The sequence below is a fragment of the Vibrio panuliri genome (assembly GCF_009938205.1).
In the GTDB taxonomy this organism is placed as follows: Bacteria; Pseudomonadota; Gammaproteobacteria; order Enterobacterales; family Vibrionaceae; genus Vibrio; species Vibrio panuliri.
This window is the reverse complement of sequence record NZ_AP019655.1, coordinates 363,878-381,377: the sequence shown is the minus strand read 5'-3', so window position 1 is coordinate 381,377 and position 17,500 is coordinate 363,878. Positions and strand designations below refer to the sequence as shown.

Here is a 17,500-nt window from a genome sequence, read left to right as displayed (position 1 = left end):
AAATCAACTAACGCCGAACTTTAAGATTAACTTTATGTAACTATTAAACCACCACCATTTGAACTTCTCAACGCAAAAGTTAACTATTGTTTACTAAAAGTAGATCCAAAGCACACTTTTACTCGAAAAAAACGGCTCTTGGTGCACGATAGTTAACTCTATGCCTTGGGTCACATTTTTTAACTGAAAACTAGTTAATACTTCGCTCCATAACGTAAACATTATTGAACTATAGAGAACGGAGTTTCTCTCCCTACAAAAATGATAGAGGTCACTATGCAAAACTATTTAAACCGTGGTTTTGAACAATCTGAATTTGAAATGCGTACCCAGCGTGCTCAAAAAGTCATGCACGAGATGAACTTAGATGCGATGTTGTTTACAACAGAACCAAATGTTCGCTACTTCACAGGTTTTCACACACAGTTTTGGCACAGTCCAACTCGTCCTTGGTTCTTAATTGTTCCAGCAGAAGGTAAGCCTATTGCGATTATTCCAGAAATAGGGGCAAGTGGTATGGCCGGAACTTGGCTCGACACCATTATGACTTGGCCATCGCCACGCCCTGAAGATGACGGTATTAGCCTAGTCGCAAGCGCATTAAATAGCCTTCCTTGTCGCCATGGTCGTGTTGGTGCAACTCTAGGTATCGAATCGCATCTGCGCATGCCAACCAACAACTATTTAAAACTTACAACGCTAGTGAAAAAAGACTTCGTTGACTGCTCCCTTGCGATGCATGGCCTTCGTCAAATTAAATCTCAGGCTGAAATCGAGAAGACTCGCGAAATCTGTCGTATTACAAATGTCGGCTTCAAACGTGTACCTGAATATGCACGCGCGGGTATGACAGAACGTGAAATCTGTAAGCAGTTCCGTATTGATATGTTGTTAGAAGGTGCTGATGAATGTCCATACATCATTGCTGGCTCTGGTCCTGATGGTTACGACAGCATCATTATGGGCCCTACCGACCGCGTTGTTGAAGAAGGTGATGTGCTGATCATTGATACTGGTGCAGTGCGTGATGGTTACTTCTCTGATTTTGATCGCAACTGGGCGTTTGGTCACGCGAGCGAACAAACCAAAGCAGCATACCGTGCAACTTATGAGGCCACTACCGCCGGCTTTGAAGCTGCAAAACCGGGAGCTACAACCACAGATATCTACAATGCCATGTGGAAAGTACTCGAAGCAAATGGCGCACTAGGTAATGACGTAGGCCGCCTAGGCCACGGTCTAGGTATGGAGCTAACAGAACGTCCTTCAAACACAGCAACAGACAATACCGTTCTAGTACCAGGTATGGTTATGACGCTTGAACCAGGCATGGTTTACGCTCCAGGTAAATCAATGGTACATGAGGAAAATATTGTGATTACAGAAGATGGTGCAGAGTGGCTCTCAGAGCGTGCTGAACCAGAACTGATCATAATCAACTAATTTATAACTTCATAATATTGACTAAGTTGGCTGCGCTCACCGCAGCCAACCTTTACAAAGGATTAAAACAATGAGTATATCAAGTAAAGATACGTTTTTGGGGTGGGTAGCAGCGATATCTGTAGCAGTTATTTGGGGGGTCACAGGTGTTGTGTCTAAGCCTCTTTCAATGGCTGTTGATCCAATGACTTTAGTGTTTTTCCGCTATGTAACTGCGGTGATCGGTCTTTCTATCATTTTCTTTTTTACTTCTCGTAGTGAAAGCTTAAGTACTGATTTAGGTTCATCGTTAAATATAGATAAAAAAGACATTCTGAAAATAGCCTTGTGCGGTATTGTTGGTCAAGGTGTTTTCTCTCTATTTAACTTCTTATCGTTGTCCCATATTGGTGCGACGGAAAATGGTGTAATTCAAGGTATGCAGCCGTTTGCGACGGTATTCTTTGGTATGATGTTTATGAATTTCCGCATGAACAAAATCCAGTGGGCTGCATTTATTGTATCAGCGGTCTGTATCTACGCAATGAGTGTTGGTCCAACTAACCAGATCGAAGGTGGCACGCCAATGCTGGGTTATATTTATGTAACAGTTTCTATGCTTTCTTTAGCTTGGACTGCACACTTACGCGCAAGTCTTGCTGATAAGTATGGTTCCGTAGTATCAATGCTTTATCAATACATCTCTGTTGCCATTATGGGTTTTGTGGTTGTATTGATGATGGGGTTAGACCTGAGCCAGATCTTTATTATTCTTGAAAGTCCACTACTAATTGCCTTGCTTGTATTCTTAGGTACAGGTATCTCAGGTGGTAGTTACTTAATTCAACTTTACTCTTTCAAGCGTATTGGCGTTGAAAAATCAACAATGGCTTTAAACTTAATGCCATTGGTTGGTTATCTAGTTGCAGTATTGACGCTAGGTGAGCAAATGGCGATGGGTAAAACAATTGTTGTATCTTTGATTGTGGTTGCTCTTTACGTATTTACTAAATACGAAACAAAAGAAGAAACGCAAAAAGAACCTGAACTAGCAACAAAAAATGTATAAGTAAAAAAGATCCGACGTCGACATTATTTTCGACGTCGGATGGAGTCTAATATGTCTATCGAATTTAAAGCCATCGAATGGCGCCATCATATCCATCAACATCCTGAATTTGGTACAGAAGAACATCAGACTGCCGAATTTGTTGCTACTAAGCTTGAAGAGTTTGGTATCGAAGTTCACCGTGGTATTGGTGGAACAGGTGTCGTTGGTATTCTAAAGCGTGGTAAAAGTGACCGTTCGATTGGTCTGCGCGCAGATATGGACGCGCTGCACATTCAAGAGGAAAATACTTTCTGCTATGCATCAGTAAATGAAGGAGCGATGCACGCTTGTGGTCACGACGGTCACACCGCAATGTTGCTCGGTGCAGCCCATGAACTTGCGAACAATGGTAACTTTGACGGTACGGTTTATTTTATTTTCCAACCAGATGAAGAGCGTGGTACTGGCGCAAAAGCAATGATTGCTGACGGTTTATTTACTCGTTGGAACATCGATGCAGTATACGCTATGCACAACTTACCAGGTATTGAAGCAGGTCACTTTGTTACTCGTCCACATTCTATCATGGCGAGTGAGAGTAGCTTTGAAATCGAGGTAATTGCGACAGGTGGTCACGCAGCCATGCCTCATATGGGTACAGACCCAATCGTAGTAGGCGCTCAAATTGTTACCGCGATGCAAACTATTGTATCTCGTAACTTGAGTGCGATTGATGAAACAGCGGTGATCTCCATCACTGAGTTTGCGACCAACGGTACCGTTAACGTAATCCCAACCAAAGTGACGATCAAAGGTGATACACGCAGTTTTACCGATGTTGCATTGCACAAGATAGAAAAAGCGATCGAGCGAATCGTCGCTGGTCAATGCATGTCTGCGGGTGTGGACTACACATACAAGTTCAACAACAGTTTCCTATCTACGATCAATACGCCTGATGAAGCGGCTTATGCTGTAGAAGCTGCGACTAAAGTGGTTGGTGCAGAGCGTGTAAATGGTGCATGCCAACCATTTACCATTAGTGAGGACTTCTCATTTATGCTTCGTGAAGCGAAAGGTTGTTACATCCTTGTGGGTAATGGTGTTGGCGAGAGTGGTGGAACGGCATTGCATAAGCCTCACTATGATTTCAACGATAACATCATTAAAGATGGTATTGGCTTCTGGAAGACATTAGCTGAGCAACAATTGAGCCTCTAATTCTCCTCTGGAAATAATGCCAGTAGGATAAGTATTAACGCTTGTATCGAAACGTGTGTTATGTAGGGATGAAAAGGACTGAACTGGGATACGTTCGGTCCTTTCTTTTGTTAGGCAAAATGAAATTAAGTTATTTTTGCTTTTCCTCATTTGCTTAAGCCTGTGCTCAGTAGAGTTCCATAAGAGCTTAGTACTAAGCAACGTACCTGGGTATCTATCAATCAATATTGACCTTCAAAACCAGTAGCCCGAACAACTACTGACCACAATACTCAGACATAACTGCTTTCTTAATATCTCCGACATGATAAATGCCCCTCGCATAATAATTTTGTAAACAAGGCGCACAAATCAGATCATCAATATAACCCGCCCTACCTTTGTGACAGAGGATACAAAGCCCATCAGGAGAGCATATTGTTATTCGAGATTCACGAGTTGATTTCGCCGTCTTTCTTTTCGCCTTGTATGGCTTGATTGGAGACTTGACGAATGACGAGGGGCTCTCACCGTGGAGGAAGTTCGTTTGACGCCTCGACTAGCTCTTTTAATTTGGCTTTCAGTTCTTTTTTACGAGATGCGTATCGAATATGTGTCAGCCAATTTCGAGAACCAACCTTGAATACATAGTCCATAACCAGTTCTTTAAATGAATCATGGCTTTTCTGAGTAAAGGTCGCATAAAGCGCTCTAAGCGGCTCAAGATCAATATCGATTAACGATAATTGTTCGTCCTCTTTAGGAATGTAACAAGGGCGACCGTTATAGCTAAAGTGGATACCAACGGGATAACCACCAATATAACAAAGCACATCCAGATCGTTATATTGCGCTGAAGGTTCCACTTCAAATTGTTCGATCAGCAGTGTATGCGACTTGGTCGCATATCCGGTTACTGTTTGCGTTCGACCAAACTGATCATTTTTATGTAGTTCGATTTTCCATTCGGGAAATAGCATCTCAAATGAGGATAACTCTCGAATGCATTGCTTAATGACCAGCCTTGCAACTACACAAAATGAGTAGTCGCATTTTATTTTTTCCTCTTGGTCTTCTTTGGCTTTCTTATCATGGGCAAAGTGGTGAATCTTTTTCTCAGGATCCCCTTTCCTTGCAACAAGCGTTTGTTTGCAACTCGGGCAAATACACCCGCAAGCTCGACCACGCTCCACTTCGCTCACGTCATAGAACTTGCCTTGCTTTAAACCAAAAGGAATCAACATATTCACACCCTGAAGTCAGTTATGTAATACAAAAGGATTGATACAGCGAAATGCGAGCACAAAGCAAGCTGCTCACGACTAATATGAGAAACCATGCATAAAATACTGGTTGAAAAAGCCTAATATATTCAGGCAAAAAAAAGAGCCGCTAAAAGCGGCTCTCAATTATTCGATTTTTACGAACAGTGACCAAATCACTCTTTACCGTAAACGTTGTTCTCTTGCTCTTGTACGCGGATGAATGTTGTACGCTTTGTTAGCTCTTTAAGCTTTGCTGCGCCTACGTATGTACACGTTGAACGTACACCGCCAAGGATGTCTGAGATGGTGTCGTGTACTGTACCACGGAATGGCAATAGTACGGTTTTACCTTCAGCTGCACGGTATTTTGCAACGCCGCCAGAGTGCTTAGCCATCGCTGATTGTGAAGACATGCCGTAGAACTTCATGAACTTCTTACCGTCTTGCTCAATCACTTCGCCGCCTGACTCTTCGTGGCCAGCTAGCATACCGCCAAGCATTACGAAGTCTGCACCGCCACCGAACGCTTTCGAAACGTCACCAGCACAAGTACAGCCACCGTCACCGATGATCATGCCGCCTAAGCCGTGCGCTGCGTCGCCACACTCGATGATTGCAGAAAGCTGCGGGTAACCAACACCGGTTTTAACGCGAGTCGTACAAACTGAACCAGGACCGATACCCACTTTAACAATATCAGCACCAGCTAGGATCAGCTCTTCACACATATCACCTGTCACCACGTTACCAGCAGAGATGACTTTGTCTGGGAATGCGGCACGTACTTTTTCTACGTACTCGACAAGGTGCTCTGAGTAACCGTTAGCGATATCCACACAGATAAAAATAAGATCATCAGAAAGCGCCATAATATCTTTGGTCTTCTGGAAATCTGCGTCAGACGTACCGGTTGAGACCATTACATTGTTCAACTCAGTTGAACTGGCACCCTTAACAAACTCTGCCCAATCAGCAACAGTGTAGTGTTTATGAACCGCCGTCATTACACCATGTTCAGCCAGCGCTTTCGCCATGGCAAAACTGCCCACAGAGTCCATGTTTGCAGCGATGACAGGTACACCAGACCATTGACGACCGCTATGCTTGAAGGTAAACTCGCGGGTTAAATTTACTTGAGAACGGCTTTTTAGAGTTGAACGCTTAGGGCGAAACAGTACATCTTTAAAACCCAACTTAAGTTCTTGTTCGATACGCATTGTGTAATTCCTTGATTCATATGGCTATGTGTCACAGCAGAGTGCGTTAGTAGTAACGTTGGCAGACGTTATTACTGTTTCTCGGACACAAAAAAACCGGAGCGTTGGCAGACGCTCCGGTTTTCAGCATTATAGGTCGGGATTTCTTTCTCGCAAGACTGATAATTCTATTTTTTTTGTGATACAGTTAGGCGAAATTTGCATATCCAGCACTATCAAACCACCACCTTCACCACATAAAATCATTACTTTTCATTAAGTTAGTTAAGATAACACGCACACGCTTGCGCAATGGTTTGCGTTAGTAGTGGGACTGATTTTAGTAACAACTTATTCCAATGTGATTTATATCACGCAAAATTTGCCTCAAATCATCTGATTACCCCCCAGAAAATGGAGCGCTTTTAGGTCATTTTCCGAAAAAAACGCTTTCAGTTCGATTAACGCTGCTCAACAAGCACCGGAGAATGAATCGCTGAGCGCAGACTTTCAATCACATCAGAGGCAGTGAGCCCGATTAGCCCATACTTTTCCACGTTTAGATCCGCGGCGTAGCTATGTAACATCACCCCAATCCTCGCCGCCAAACTCAGCTCAATACCTTGCGCCAACAACGAAACCAAAACGCCAGTTAATGCATCCCCCATTCCGCCTGTCGCCATTCCTGAGTTTCCCGCGCCGCAGACAAATGTCGATTTACCATCATTGATCAGTGTCCCAGCACCTTTGAGCACAACGACGCCGCCATAACGCTCTTGTAAACGTTCAACTGCATAGTAACGGTTACTTTCCACTTCCATAATCGAGCACTCGAGCAATCTCGCTGCCTCTCCCGGATGAGGCGTGATAATCCGCTGTGAATCGTAGTTCGGTTGTAGCGACAACAAGTTCAGAGCGTCGGCATCCAACACTTTGGGCTTATTAATGCCCATCACGGTTAAGAGCAATTGCTGAGCATGCTCACTTTGCCCAAGTCCGGGGCCTAATGCCAAAGCATCACACCACGCTAAACGCTGTAGTACCTCGGTTAACTGCCAAGTTGAAAACATAACTTCCGGTGTTGCCACTAAACCCGCTAATGTGTTTTCTGCACTGGTTAGACACGCCGTTAAGCCTGCACCTGATTTTAAACAGGCACGAGCGGCGATCAGTATCGCACCACCAAGTCCCTGCTCCCCACCAATCAGCAGTGCTTTTCCTTGGCTGCCTTTATGCGCACATGCATCTCGGGATTTCAATTGCTCAATCAACAAAGGCGAATCCCAATAGGCACTTGGCTCTTGCTGCGACTCAAACTCCAGTTGAACGCCCAAGCCTGCGTAGTGAAGCGTTCCGCTATAGCGCCGCGCTTGACCTGTAACCAATCCTTGTTTTATACCAATAAAGCTGACCGTGTCAGTCGCTTTGATAGCTTGACCAAGCGCACGCCCTGTATTGCTGCACAAGCCTGAAGGTATATCGATAGCGAGAACTGGCACCTGTGAGGCATTCACTTGCATGATCTGCTCGGCGACCTCTCCTCGCACTTCACCATTCAAACCGGTACCTAGCAGAGCATCCACAACCACATCAAACTGCTCTATCACAACATCTGAATCTATAACACTGCCACCAGCTTGCACAAAATCAAGATAAGCTTGCTTGGCATCTCCCACCAGTGTCGAAGGCTCTTTCAACGCCTTAACAACCACCTCAATTTTTCTCTCCAAAGCAAGCTTAGCAACAACATAGCCGTCACCACCATTGTTGCCACCACCGCACAAAACTAGCACCTTGCTCTGTTTACCATACCGCTGGATCAAGTGTTCAAAGACGCATTGACCCGCTGAGCACATCAGTTGATACATCTCGATTCCCGCATTTTTTGCGGCAACGACTTCCCCTTGTTTGACCTGCTCAGCTCGATAAAGCGGTGTAGCTCGATACATGATAACTCCTTGTTTGATCGAGAGCGGATACAAAAAAGGCTAGCACAAGCTAGCCTTTAATAGTGTGGCAACAAACCCATTTAGCGGGGTTTAGATGCCAATGCTTCAGCGGTGGCATCTTGAACAGATAAGAACAGTGAACGAATTTCACCTGTAGGCGTTCTCATCGGATTCAGTGTGATGTTTTGATACATAAAATCCGCTTGCTGCGTTACTGGACGCACGTTGCGACATTTAAATAGGTATGGTCGCTGCTGCCAAGTGATAAAGCTACGGCAACCCAAATCATAGACAGGCTTCGTTTTGAGCTTAAACCACTCAGATGGGATCTCTGGGAAGAGTTCAAACAGAGACTTACCAATTGCATCATGAGCTTGAATACCACTGTGGTGGGTCATAAACCCATTCCACACCTGCACATTGTGGTCACGATCTAACACCACCAGACCCAAGTCGACGTTTTGCACCATATCGACCATCCAATGGAACTGCTCAAATTCAGCGGGCAAATGTAACATTACGCATCCTCCATGAGATATGACAGTTTCGTATCAAGCAGAGGGAGTGACTCATCAACAAACATAAACAATAAATCGCAGCGAATCGAGGTATCAGCAATCTTGTAGCTGACTTCGAACGTCATAGTTTTCTTAAAGCTACCCTCGGTTGACTTAATCACCGAATCAATCGAGATATGTTGACCTAATAGCACAGGAGAGCTTTGGAAAAAGCGCACTTCGACCTGCTGACCTAAGCCATTTAAGAACGAGCCAACCAAAATGTTCGAAACGTCCATAAGCAGTTCAAGTTCTTCCAACTCTTCGCTATCGGCAGGGATCTTCATCAGTTTCTTCAGATCTGCCACACTAGAATCGCTAAGTAAAACCAGTGCTTCTCCGGCAATACCCTCACCGCTAAACCCTTGGCAAACACCAGAAACCTGGTCATTACTCGAAAGGTCACGCAAAGCCATATGTAACTCGCTTACCTCAAATATATTCACATTTGGCAGCGGTAAGTGAACAAACACATCAAAGTGTCTTGCTAAGGCGTCTGCAGCGCGACCAATCGCCACGTTTGCCACTTCCATATAAATATCACGACGGCGCAGCGCGGGAGCCATCACAGGCGCAACAGGAATATAAGCAGCTTGGCTTCTCTCTTCTGGTTTGACTAATTCACTAAGAACCGTTTTGAGCACTTGCTGATCAATAGGCTTCTGAATAAACGCCTTAGCGCCCAACGCCATAACGCGTTCTTTTGCCTTCGGCTGAATATCACCAGAAACCACAACGACATTGATTTGAATGCCGCGTTTTTGAATTTCTTCTAATGTACCAAAACCATCCAACTCTGGCATGGTAAGGTCAAGAAACATGATTTTAAACGATTGTTTCTCTAACTGTTCTAATGCGTCAAGACCATGAACCGCAAAAGAAATATCTGCGTTTAGTGACGCGGGTAGAGAACGAGCCATCTGCTTACGAGCTAGCGCAGAATCGTCACAGATTAAGATGGGAAAAGACATCGGTGCACCCACTGCTATTGGTTTAGTTATCGTCAAAGTGTAACAGATAGTTTCCGTCTCAGGTACGGTTAAATCACCTAATTCCTAACTGATGAAACTTGTCCGACCTTAGGTCTATTCCTGATTAATGACAGATTATTTTGATACGAAAAAGCCAGCAACTTGGCTGGCTTATGGATTCGATAAAAATGGTTTAAATCGCCATTTTAATTAGAGACTTACCGAACAGCCACTCCAGTTCTTTGGCGCTTTCTGGACCAAACTTAACTTCAACCGCTTTGTACAAGCGTTCGATGCCGTGGGCTGCAAACTCATGTGCATTCTCCGCCGTTACAATGTGGTGGTAGAGCAGGCGCAAAATGGCGAGGAACTCACTGTTATCCAGTGCTTTAACCCAACTCGCTGAAAAGTCGTTTAAACTTCCATCGAAGTCGAGGTGAGACACAAACATTTTAAAAATACGGCCATCTAACGCCGCGGTAAAATCGGTTTTCTTAGGGAAATGGTGGCTAATACCCGTGCGAGAAACTCCAGTCTGTTGACTCAATGTTGTGTAAGACATTTTGTCATAACCAAGACGCAAAAGTTGATCAACAACGGCATCCATGATTTTCTGTATCGTGATTTCGGTATCTTCTTTACTACGCTTCGGCATGTTTTGGCTCTTCTATATTTAAATCCGTTTGACTCAACATGAGTCTTAAAGTCAGGATTCATAACAACTGTCTGACTGACTGTTTGCCACGTCATTTCGCGTGACCGTAATTATTGTTAAAGCAAATAGTACCATGTACGCTACCTATCGCTCGCTCTAAATCAATGAACTAAAGAAGTTTTCTCACTAATGATTCAGTCTTAGTAAGAATGTTAAGCGAAATTGTTCACAATACGGGCGATATTATCTGCGGTATGGATAGTGTTACAAAACTAGAACACTTACAACTAAACGCTCAGCGTTCTGACGTTATAATGACACTTTATTTTTAATCTATTTGAGCTACGTCACACAAAGTTTGTTAAATTAAAAACAAATATGCAATAAATTTTCTACACAACAGTTTGCAAACTAGGTTGTTGTTGATTCTTATAGGGTTGCTATTTATATGGATAATGTTCAAATATACCGATAAAATGCCTGTAATTATTTGAATAGGACATAGCTATGAGTATCGAACAAGAACCTCAAGTATGCGAAGCATGTGGTTGCGCGGGTGAAATGGGCTTCATTATCAAAGAAGGTGATGATGTAGCTGAAGTTACAATTTTCGCTCAAGGCAAAGCACTTCTTGAATCAGAACTCGCACAGTACATTGAGCTTGCTAAACAAGTTTCTGCTGAAGTTCAGTACGAAACTACAGAAGTTGCTGAAGACGCAACTGAACTGACTGCTCGTTTCAAATTTGAAGTCAGTGCTGAGAAGCTAATTTTCGAATTGAAGACTCGCTCTCTAGCTAAGTAAACAACCAAAGCGGGCAATAGCCCGCTTTTTTATCACCTGAAAATACGTAATTAGTTGACCAAGCATATCGCCTTGGGAATACTGAGCTTAACGCCATCTATTACGCCTAGTTTATGCCACGCTTTCCGCTCATCCTATTGCTGTTATGCGCAACCACCGCCTCTGCGCAGGTGCTGGATCACTATCGCATGCTCAACCACCTAGACAACTATGGCAACCTTGATCTACGCAACAAACCCTATTCCGAACTTGTCTCGGGAATAGAGATAAAGGGAAACCTGAACATATCGAAAACGCAAATCAAAAGCTTACCTAAAGATACAAAAATTGAGGGCAGTTTGATTGCGTCCAACAGCAGCTTGAGCAAGCTGGGAAAAGGAACCAGTATTCGCGGCTATGCGAATCTACTCGGTTCACAAATCAAGCGCTGGCCAAACGGTATTAAGGTCGGCGGCTACATCAATCTCACCGATACACCATTGACACAACTCCCTAACCGCATGAAGGTCAACGGTGATCTCAGCGTTATTCGCACGCCACTGCAAAAGCTACCTGAGGGTTTAGTCGTAAAAGGTAATCTCTATATCGGCGGTTCTAAAGTAACCGAGTTTCCAAAAACGATGACGGTCGAAGGCAATATCTTCCTTGGCGGTAATCGCATTCAAAAATGGCCCGAAAACTTAACGCTTGGCGGAGCGGTTGCACCATAGCCTCAATTGCCAGGTAAGAAAAAGGGCAGCTTTATGCTGCCCTAAATATAAACCTGTCTCTAACGATTTTCGCTGAACAAACGCCTTATCAGCGGTTATTAACTGGGTTGGCGTAGCTCGCGATAAGGTATGGATGCGCGCCGTGCGGGAGTTGCTCAAGCTTGCTGTTTAATATCGCTTCAACTTGCTCACCAACACTTTTGTCCCCTGCAGCCAATAAGTTAATCGGGAAGAGTTTGTAATTTTGGTGAATCTGACGGTCAATCTCCGCCGCTAACTCATCTGGTGTGTTAAACGGCTGGTCAATCACTTCACCAAACGCAACGTGCACACGGCCTTTATCACCAATAATACCTTGAATAATGCTCTCGATATCCTCAAACTCGCCTTTCTCATACTTACCGTTTACGGCTTTCTCATACAGTTCACGAGCTTTTGCCACATCGCATGGGTCATTTTCGTAAGAGATTGAGACAGGCACAATCTTCAATGACTGGATGTAAGTTGGAAAATCAATTTTCTGGCGTCGACCTTCAACATGGAACATTTTCAAAATCGCAGGATCGGTAAAGTCGTTGCCGTCTTTCGCACGCCCCTCTTTCTGCGCAATCCAAATTGAGTTCCCTGTATCAAGCGAGTGTTTGATATAGCTCGACAGCGTACCAAGCGCTTTCATCATCTCTCGCGGTGCTTTGGCTGAACGCTTAACAATAAAACTTTTATTTAACCGCATCAGCTCGGTAGCACATGGTTTCTTGAGTAGATTGTCACCAATGGCAATACGCATCGTTTTGTGATTGTTCTGGTGTAAGCCATAGTTCACCAGCGCAGGATCCATCGCGATATCACGGTGATTGGAAACAAATAGGTAAGCCGTTTGCTTATCTAGGTTTTCTAAACCACTGTATGTCACCCCACGAGTTGTACTCGCAAGAGTTTGCTGTAGGTATTTTTTCACTTCCAGCTGAATCGCTTCGGTGGTGCTAAGTTTCGACCACTTATATTTGAGGTAAACTTTGACAAGCGGCGTCATAAGCGCCTTAAACCAAGGAGCGTGATTGGAGAAACGATGTTGTAGAATCGCTCCGATAAATTCATCATCTTGAATCAAGCGATCAATTGCAGCAGGAATTTCATCGTCGTTGTATGGACGGATATCAATATATGGGTCTGTACTTGTAGTCATTTTAATTTAAATCAGAGACAGTTCGCGGCTCATTCTACGCATAGAATCTCTTCTTGGCAGCTAAGATACGCACATAATTACTAAGGTCAGACCAGAGTAATCAAAGAGTATGCGCGCGTCGGTTGGACAAATATGGCTTTTTGCGCTGAGACACGCTACTCTTAGCGCCCCAAAAATATCGAGTTATTCCATGCACTACGCTATCTCACTTAAGACAACAGAATTTGGCTTTTTATCAATCACTCCAAGAAAAAAGCTACTGAAACACTGCCTTTTGCGTGTTGAAGACGGTTTGGCTCTGGTGAGATTAGGCAAGCATGAGTACGCTATTGAACCGGGTCAAGCCATGTGGCTACCGTTTGATTGCCTCACGTCGACGACCTACTTCCCGAATACGACGATCTCTATGGTTGAGGTGTCTAGCCGCGTACAACAAAGCTTGCCAAAGCAAGCTGGCTTTGTCGACTTTAATGAGTTGACGACGGCAGTGATTAACCGTTTGGTGGCCGCCGATGCTCAAGCTCATGAAACAAAACTCGATCTCTATCGTGTACTTCAAGCAGAACTTGCCTCATTACACCCTAAGCTAAGACCTTCAACACTAGGAAATGCGGTGTCACAATGGTCACCAGAAAAAGACTCTGAGTTAAGCAAAGAAATTCAACTTGTTCTGTTAGTTCGAGAAGCTCGCCGCCAAATACTGTCAGGCAGTAAACCTCAAGCCGTAGTTGAGCAACTGTTCGCGGGAGATCAAGCCAGTTTCATGCTGATGGTCGAAAGCATATGCGGCAAGCCAGATTTCAAATATTAAACACTCTATTTCTGCGCTTCCTTTTCGTTCACTGTACCTTTCAAAGCACCAGCTATTCACACTGTAAATTGTTGGTGCTATACCCAACTATCAACCCCGTGCTTGTGAACAAGCTAGCTCGAACGGCAACAATCTTTGCGAAGTTCCGACAGTCACTGAATTTTAAAATATGATTGGTGCTATACTTGGTCGACGCGATTAAGGAGTGATGCCATGAAAACGGTTCGTATTGATGTCGTATCAGATGTTGTTTGCCCATGGTGTGTCATTGGCTTTGGGCGGTTAAAACAAGCGCTATCCAAACTAGAGCAAGAGATCAAAGCCGACATTCATTGGCATCCTTTTGAGCTCAATCCAGCCATGCCATTGCAGGGACAGAACCTCCGAGAACATTTGGCAGAGAAATACGGCACAACACCGCAAGCAAGCGCATCCGCCAGAGCAACCCTCACCCAACTCGGCAGAGAAATCGGTTTTGAGTTTCACTTCACCGACGAAATGCGCATCTATAACACTCGACAAGCCCATCAATTATTACTTTGGGCACAGAGCGAGGGTAAGCAACACGCCTTACAAGCAGCATTATTTCACGCCTATTTTACCGAGAACCGTAATATCGCGGATCAGAGTACACTGTTAGACATCGCGACATCCGTTGGGCTAGATAGCAGCACTGCAGATGTGGTAATAAATGACAACGCGTGGGCGCAATCGGTCGCGAAAACGGAGCAGCAATGGCTTGAAGCAGGCATCTCTGCGGTTCCCGCTATTGTGTTTGAGCAAAAACACTTGATCTCAGGGGCGCAAAGTGTCGAGATATTCGTTCAAATGCTGCAAGATGTCGTCGCGCAGCAGGGTTAATGCACCAAGCAGAAATCCTTTTGCATCAAGACTATTCAGTCGCTATGCTTGCCAAACGATAGGTCAATAAAAATAGTCACCATGAATACAAACGCAAGCTACCCAATTGGTACCTCTGGTCAAAAATGGACCGAGCAAGATCGCCAAGCATGGCGCGAAAGCACTCAAGTTAAACGTCTTTACAGTGAAGAAGTCCTGCCAAAGATTGAAGCGTTAAGCACTCGTTTCATTGTCGAACAATACGGTGCACTCTCTTATGATGCCGAGCGTTTCCCATTGTTTTCGATTAAGAGTAATCAGTGGGATGAACACAAACCAACGGTGCTTATCTCTGGTGGAGTACACGGATATGAGACCAGTGGTGTGCAAGGCGCACTGCTGTTTGCAGATAAGCATCTAGAGACTTACAGCAAGCACTTTAATATTGTTATTGCGCCATGTGTCAGCCCTTGGGGCTATGAGACTATCAACCGTTGGAACCCTTTAGCGATTGATCCTAACCGCTCGTTCTACGCCGACAGCCCTGCAGAAGAGTCAGCAGCACTGCAATCTTTAGTCGCGAGTATTGGTGATGTGCTAATTCACTTCGATCTACATGAAACCACCGATACCGACGAAACTGAGTTTCGTCCTGCGCTTGCAGCGCGAGACGGCGTTGACTACGAAGAGGATATCATCCCAGATGGTTTCTACACGGTAGGCGATACAGAGAACCCACAACTGGCGTTCCAAGCTGCCGTCATCGACTCAGTTGCCAAAGTGACCCATATCGCCCCAGCAGACAGTAAAGGCCAAATCATCGGTTCTGATGTTGTGCAAAACGGCGTAATCCTCTACCCAATGATCAAGTTGGGCTTATGTGGCGGCGTTAGTAATTGCCAGTACCACACTACAACAGAAGTGTATCCTGACAGTCCGAAAGTGACTGACGAGGAATGTAATCGAGCGCAAGTTGCTGCAATACTCGGTGGCCTAGATTACGTGTTAAGCACGCGCTAAGCAAAGCTAACCAATCCCGTTAAAAGAGCACGCTACAGACGTGCTCTTTTCTTTCTACTCGGTCGGCACAAATACACGCACAACCTACTCTAACGTCACTCCCATTTGCGTAGCAAGTCACACTATAAATTCATGAAAATGCTATAATAATCATTAGGTAGCCTCGAGAAGCTTGGTTCAGCAAAATAAGGGTTCTTCCTTTAGTTTGCATTAGACGACTCGAAAACCGACGACGGCGCATCGTCATTACTTACATAAAATCGCGCGATAAATTTGAATCCGGCATCTCGAAGTCACTTGGGTACTTGCTGTTAATTGGCATTGTGAACCACGAGGTGATTTATGCTGAAAGACCGACTAGAGAAGCTCAATGCTCTTAGAAAGCAGGCGATGAAGTCTGATAGATTCCTCCGCTCAGCGCAAGAGCATGAAAAAGCGATAAAAGAAAGCACCCCGCAACCCAAACCCGTCAAACGACGCAAACGCAACAAATCTCAAACTAAACTTTCTCAACAATACCGCGGTGTGGATTTTGCCACCCAACCATACGCAACCTAATCCTCTTTGACACCGTCGAAGAAACACTCCTCTTCGACGGTAGTCCAATATCACTATCGCGTTATAAGCCGCTTATTGCGGAGAGGGAATAGCTAGAACATAGTGGCAATTACTGATGCTGGTTAAAAAAGCGCTCTGCTTTTCAGTTGAATACAAATTGGCCTCAATACTGAACGGAGCATAAGCTTAAAACACCGGCGAAATACCATAATCTTGACCACTAAACAGCAGCAACCCTATTACGGTCAAAATTAATCCACCACACAATTGCAAATAACTCCCTGCTAACAGCAGTCGCCCCGGACGATGGTGGCTACCTGCGGTTAAGTATCGTTTGATAAAGTGTTTACCAGCTAAGGTTAGCATCGCTATCATCGAGGTTGTCAATGCGGTTCCTGCTGCCATTACTACCGCACTCATCACCCCCATCCAATACAATCCAACGACATTAGCAAATAGCAGAACCATAATCGCTCCCGTACATGGGCGAATCCCGATGGTTGCCACTATGCCAATGTACTCTCGCCATGTATCGGCTTTATTTATCGCACTTGCGTCAACAACATGTTGGTGTCCACAACCACACAATGAACTATGTGACTCAGTCTTAGGGGCAACCTGCCCTACCATTAACGAGTGACTAGACTGCCAGCGATGATTAGGCGCTTGCACTGAGGGCAATCTTCCACTCTGAACAAGGGGCGATAAAGCAGCAATTTTAGGCTTCTTCGAGCGCAATGCGTGATACAATTGTCTGACCGCTTTCCAGCATATCACCGCTCCCAGTATGGCGACTAAGCCATAGCTCATTGAGACAAATAGCATCGATTTTTCGTTAACTTCTCGCATCGAAGCACTAAAAAACCACAGTAAAATACTAACCAAAGCGATCGCAACCAACGCCTGAATTAATGCAGACACCACGGTAAGAATAAGACTCGCTCTAACCTTAGTTGGATGTGTTGCTAAATAGGTGGTGACAATCACTTTTCCATGCCCAGGGCCGAGCGAATGAAGCATCCCGTAGATAAAACTGAAACCGACTAAAGAACTGCCGACCACCAACGGATTGCTTTGCGCATCATAAAGTAAGTCGGCAAGCTGGGTGTTCACCTCACGTTGCCACTGAATACTAGTGATCACCAGTGAGGGCCACATTAACCAAAGTTGGTACAGGGAAAATGCCACTAGCAGGGCAAAAGTCGCCGCAAGTATATACCGGTGAGAAACTTGTTTAACTTCAGTCATGGCTGTCAACTCTAGCAGGTAAAGGAAATAACAGGGTTTTATTGATCATCAGCTTGA

17 protein-coding genes and 1 pseudogene are annotated in these 17,500 nt (G+C 44.6%); 9 read left to right on the top strand and 9 right to left on the bottom strand.

The features are described from left to right. Positions 1-276: 276 nt before the first annotated feature. The 3 genes from GZK95_RS16580 (at position 277) to GZK95_RS16570 (ending at position 3,694) form a co-directional block, all read left to right on the top strand. Positions 277-1,443 (top strand): M24 family metallopeptidase, encoded by a 1,167-nt coding sequence (locus tag GZK95_RS16580; protein WP_075715943.1) that lies wholly within the window; start codon positions 277-279, stop codon positions 1,441-1,443. 70 nt (positions 1,444-1,513) lie between these two features. Next, positions 1,514-2,491: a DMT family transporter gene (locus GZK95_RS16575; protein ID WP_075715944.1), complete on the top strand. Its 978-nt coding sequence runs from the start codon at positions 1,514-1,516 to the stop codon at positions 2,489-2,491. 51 nt (positions 2,492-2,542) lie between these two features. Next, positions 2,543-3,694 carry a M20 aminoacylase family protein gene (locus tag GZK95_RS16570; protein ID WP_075715945.1) on the top strand — a complete coding sequence of 384 codons (1,152 nt, stop codon included), beginning with the start codon at positions 2,543-2,545 and terminating at the stop codon, positions 3,692-3,694. 58 nt (positions 3,695-3,752) lie between these two features. Here GZK95_RS16570 and GZK95_RS22475 read toward each other — a convergent pair. The 7 genes and pseudogenes from GZK95_RS22475 to GZK95_RS16540 form a co-directional block, all read right to left on the bottom strand. Next, positions 3,753-3,915, bottom strand: a pseudogene (locus GZK95_RS22475) (IS4 family transposase); the annotation flags it as partial. A gap of 285 nt (positions 3,916-4,200) precedes the next feature. After that, on the bottom strand, positions 4,201-4,917 hold the full coding sequence (locus GZK95_RS16565; protein WP_075715946.1) for a competence protein CoiA family protein: 717 nt from the start codon (positions 4,915-4,917) through the stop codon (positions 4,201-4,203). Positions 4,918-5,111: 194 nt separating this feature from the next. Beyond that, on the bottom strand, positions 5,112-6,155 hold the full coding sequence (locus tag GZK95_RS16560; protein WP_075706083.1) for a GMP reductase: 1,044 nt from the start codon (positions 6,153-6,155) through the stop codon (positions 5,112-5,114). A gap of 440 nt (positions 6,156-6,595) precedes the next feature. Continuing rightward, on the bottom strand, positions 6,596-8,083 hold the full coding sequence (locus GZK95_RS16555) for an NAD(P)H-hydrate dehydratase (protein ID WP_075715947.1): 1,488 nt from the start codon (positions 8,081-8,083) through the stop codon (positions 6,596-6,598). Positions 8,084-8,163: 80 nt separating this feature from the next. Beyond that, positions 8,164-8,601: a PAS domain-containing protein gene (locus GZK95_RS16550; RefSeq protein ID WP_075706081.1), complete on the bottom strand. Its 438-nt coding sequence runs from the start codon at positions 8,599-8,601 to the stop codon at positions 8,164-8,166. Then, on the bottom strand, positions 8,601-9,611 hold the full coding sequence (locus tag GZK95_RS16545; protein WP_075706080.1) for a response regulator: 1,011 nt from the start codon (positions 9,609-9,611) through the stop codon (positions 8,601-8,603). Before GZK95_RS16545 ends, GZK95_RS16550 begins: the two co-directional genes overlap by 1 nt. Before the next feature lie 193 nt (positions 9,612-9,804). Continuing rightward, entirely contained in the window at positions 9,805-10,266 is a 462-nt protein-coding gene (locus tag GZK95_RS16540; RefSeq protein WP_075706079.1) for a TetR/AcrR family transcriptional regulator, read from the bottom strand. A 507-nt stretch (positions 10,267-10,773) separates the two neighbouring features. Between GZK95_RS16540 and GZK95_RS16535 the strand changes: the two genes are divergently transcribed. Continuing rightward, positions 10,774-11,070, top strand: a complete 297-nt coding sequence (locus GZK95_RS16535; RefSeq protein ID WP_075706078.1) for a YfcZ/YiiS family protein — start codon at positions 10,774-10,776, stop codon at positions 11,068-11,070. 113 nt (positions 11,071-11,183) lie between these two features. Continuing rightward, positions 11,184-11,780, top strand: a complete 597-nt coding sequence (locus GZK95_RS16530) for a hypothetical protein (protein WP_075715948.1) — start codon at positions 11,184-11,186, stop codon at positions 11,778-11,780. An 88-nt stretch (positions 11,781-11,868) separates the two neighbouring features. On the opposite strand, the gene GZK95_RS16525 is transcribed toward GZK95_RS16530, so the two are convergent. Continuing rightward, on the bottom strand, positions 11,869-12,966 hold the full coding sequence (locus GZK95_RS16525; protein ID WP_075715949.1) for a 1-acyl-sn-glycerol-3-phosphate acyltransferase: 1,098 nt from the start codon (positions 12,964-12,966) through the stop codon (positions 11,869-11,871). Between the two features lie 190 nt (positions 12,967-13,156). Here GZK95_RS16525 and GZK95_RS16520 point away from each other — a divergent pair, with 190 nt between their 5' ends. The 4 genes from GZK95_RS16520 to GZK95_RS16505 all read left to right on the top strand — a co-directional run bounded on the left by GZK95_RS16520 (position 13,157) and on the right by GZK95_RS16505 (position 16,195). Beyond that, positions 13,157-13,777 carry an AraC family transcriptional regulator gene (locus GZK95_RS16520; RefSeq protein WP_075715950.1) on the top strand — a complete coding sequence of 207 codons (621 nt, stop codon included), beginning with the start codon at positions 13,157-13,159 and terminating at the stop codon, positions 13,775-13,777. Between the two features lie 213 nt (positions 13,778-13,990). Continuing rightward, the gene (locus GZK95_RS16515) at positions 13,991-14,638 is read left to right on the top strand and encodes a DsbA family oxidoreductase (protein ID WP_075715951.1); all 648 of its coding nucleotides are present in this window, start codon (positions 13,991-13,993) and stop codon (positions 14,636-14,638) included. An 81-nt stretch (positions 14,639-14,719) separates the two neighbouring features. Continuing rightward, positions 14,720-15,637: a M14 family metallopeptidase gene (locus tag GZK95_RS16510; protein WP_075715952.1), complete on the top strand. Its 918-nt coding sequence runs from the start codon at positions 14,720-14,722 to the stop codon at positions 15,635-15,637. Positions 15,638-15,979: 342 nt separating this feature from the next. After that, complete coding sequence (locus tag GZK95_RS16505) at positions 15,980-16,195, top strand: hypothetical protein (RefSeq protein WP_075706072.1); 216 nt, start codon at positions 15,980-15,982, stop codon at positions 16,193-16,195. Between the two features lie 186 nt (positions 16,196-16,381). On the opposite strand, the gene GZK95_RS16500 is transcribed toward GZK95_RS16505, so the two are convergent. Then, positions 16,382-17,443 (bottom strand): nickel/cobalt transporter, encoded by a 1,062-nt coding sequence (locus GZK95_RS16500; RefSeq protein ID WP_075715953.1) that lies wholly within the window; start codon positions 17,441-17,443, stop codon positions 16,382-16,384. Positions 17,444-17,500: the final 57 nt, after the last annotated feature.

Excerpts from the sequence above, each read along its gene's own strand:
- GZK95_RS16570 (WP_075715945.1), top strand. The coding sequence starts at position 2,543 with ATGTCTATCGAATTTAAAGCCATCGAATGGCGCCATCATATCCATCAA.
- GZK95_RS16525 (WP_075715949.1), bottom strand. The coding sequence starts at position 12,966 with ATGACTACAAGTACAGACCCATATATTGATATCCGTCCATACAACGAC.
- GZK95_RS16550 (WP_075706081.1), bottom strand. The coding sequence starts at position 8,601 with ATGTTACATTTGCCCGCTGAATTTGAGCAGTTCCATTGGATGGTCGAT.
- GZK95_RS16505 (WP_075706072.1), top strand. The coding sequence starts at position 15,980 with ATGCTGAAAGACCGACTAGAGAAGCTCAATGCTCTTAGAAAGCAGGCG.
- GZK95_RS16515 (WP_075715951.1), top strand. The coding sequence starts at position 13,991 with ATGAAAACGGTTCGTATTGATGTCGTATCAGATGTTGTTTGCCCATGG.
- GZK95_RS16565 (WP_075715946.1), bottom strand. The coding sequence starts at position 4,917 with ATGTTGATTCCTTTTGGTTTAAAGCAAGGCAAGTTCTATGACGTGAGC.
- GZK95_RS16580 (WP_075715943.1), top strand. The coding sequence starts at position 277 with ATGCAAAACTATTTAAACCGTGGTTTTGAACAATCTGAATTTGAAATG.
- GZK95_RS16555 (WP_075715947.1), bottom strand. The coding sequence starts at position 8,083 with ATGTATCGAGCTACACCGCTTTATCGAGCTGAGCAGGTCAAACAAGGG.
- GZK95_RS16540 (WP_075706079.1), bottom strand. The coding sequence starts at position 10,266 with ATGCCGAAGCGTAGTAAAGAAGATACCGAAATCACGATACAGAAAATC.
- GZK95_RS16530 (WP_075715948.1), top strand. The coding sequence starts at position 11,184 with ATGCCACGCTTTCCGCTCATCCTATTGCTGTTATGCGCAACCACCGCC.
- GZK95_RS16520 (WP_075715950.1), top strand. The coding sequence starts at position 13,157 with ATGCACTACGCTATCTCACTTAAGACAACAGAATTTGGCTTTTTATCA.
- GZK95_RS16535 (WP_075706078.1), top strand. The coding sequence starts at position 10,774 with ATGAGTATCGAACAAGAACCTCAAGTATGCGAAGCATGTGGTTGCGCG.
- GZK95_RS16560 (WP_075706083.1), bottom strand. The coding sequence starts at position 6,155 with ATGCGTATCGAACAAGAACTTAAGTTGGGTTTTAAAGATGTACTGTTT.
- GZK95_RS16500 (WP_075715953.1), bottom strand. The coding sequence starts at position 17,443 with ATGACTGAAGTTAAACAAGTTTCTCACCGGTATATACTTGCGGCGACT.
- GZK95_RS16510 (WP_075715952.1), top strand. The coding sequence starts at position 14,720 with ATGAATACAAACGCAAGCTACCCAATTGGTACCTCTGGTCAAAAATGG.
- GZK95_RS16575 (WP_075715944.1), top strand. The coding sequence starts at position 1,514 with ATGAGTATATCAAGTAAAGATACGTTTTTGGGGTGGGTAGCAGCGATA.
- GZK95_RS16545 (WP_075706080.1), bottom strand. The coding sequence starts at position 9,611 with ATGTCTTTTCCCATCTTAATCTGTGACGATTCTGCGCTAGCTCGTAAG.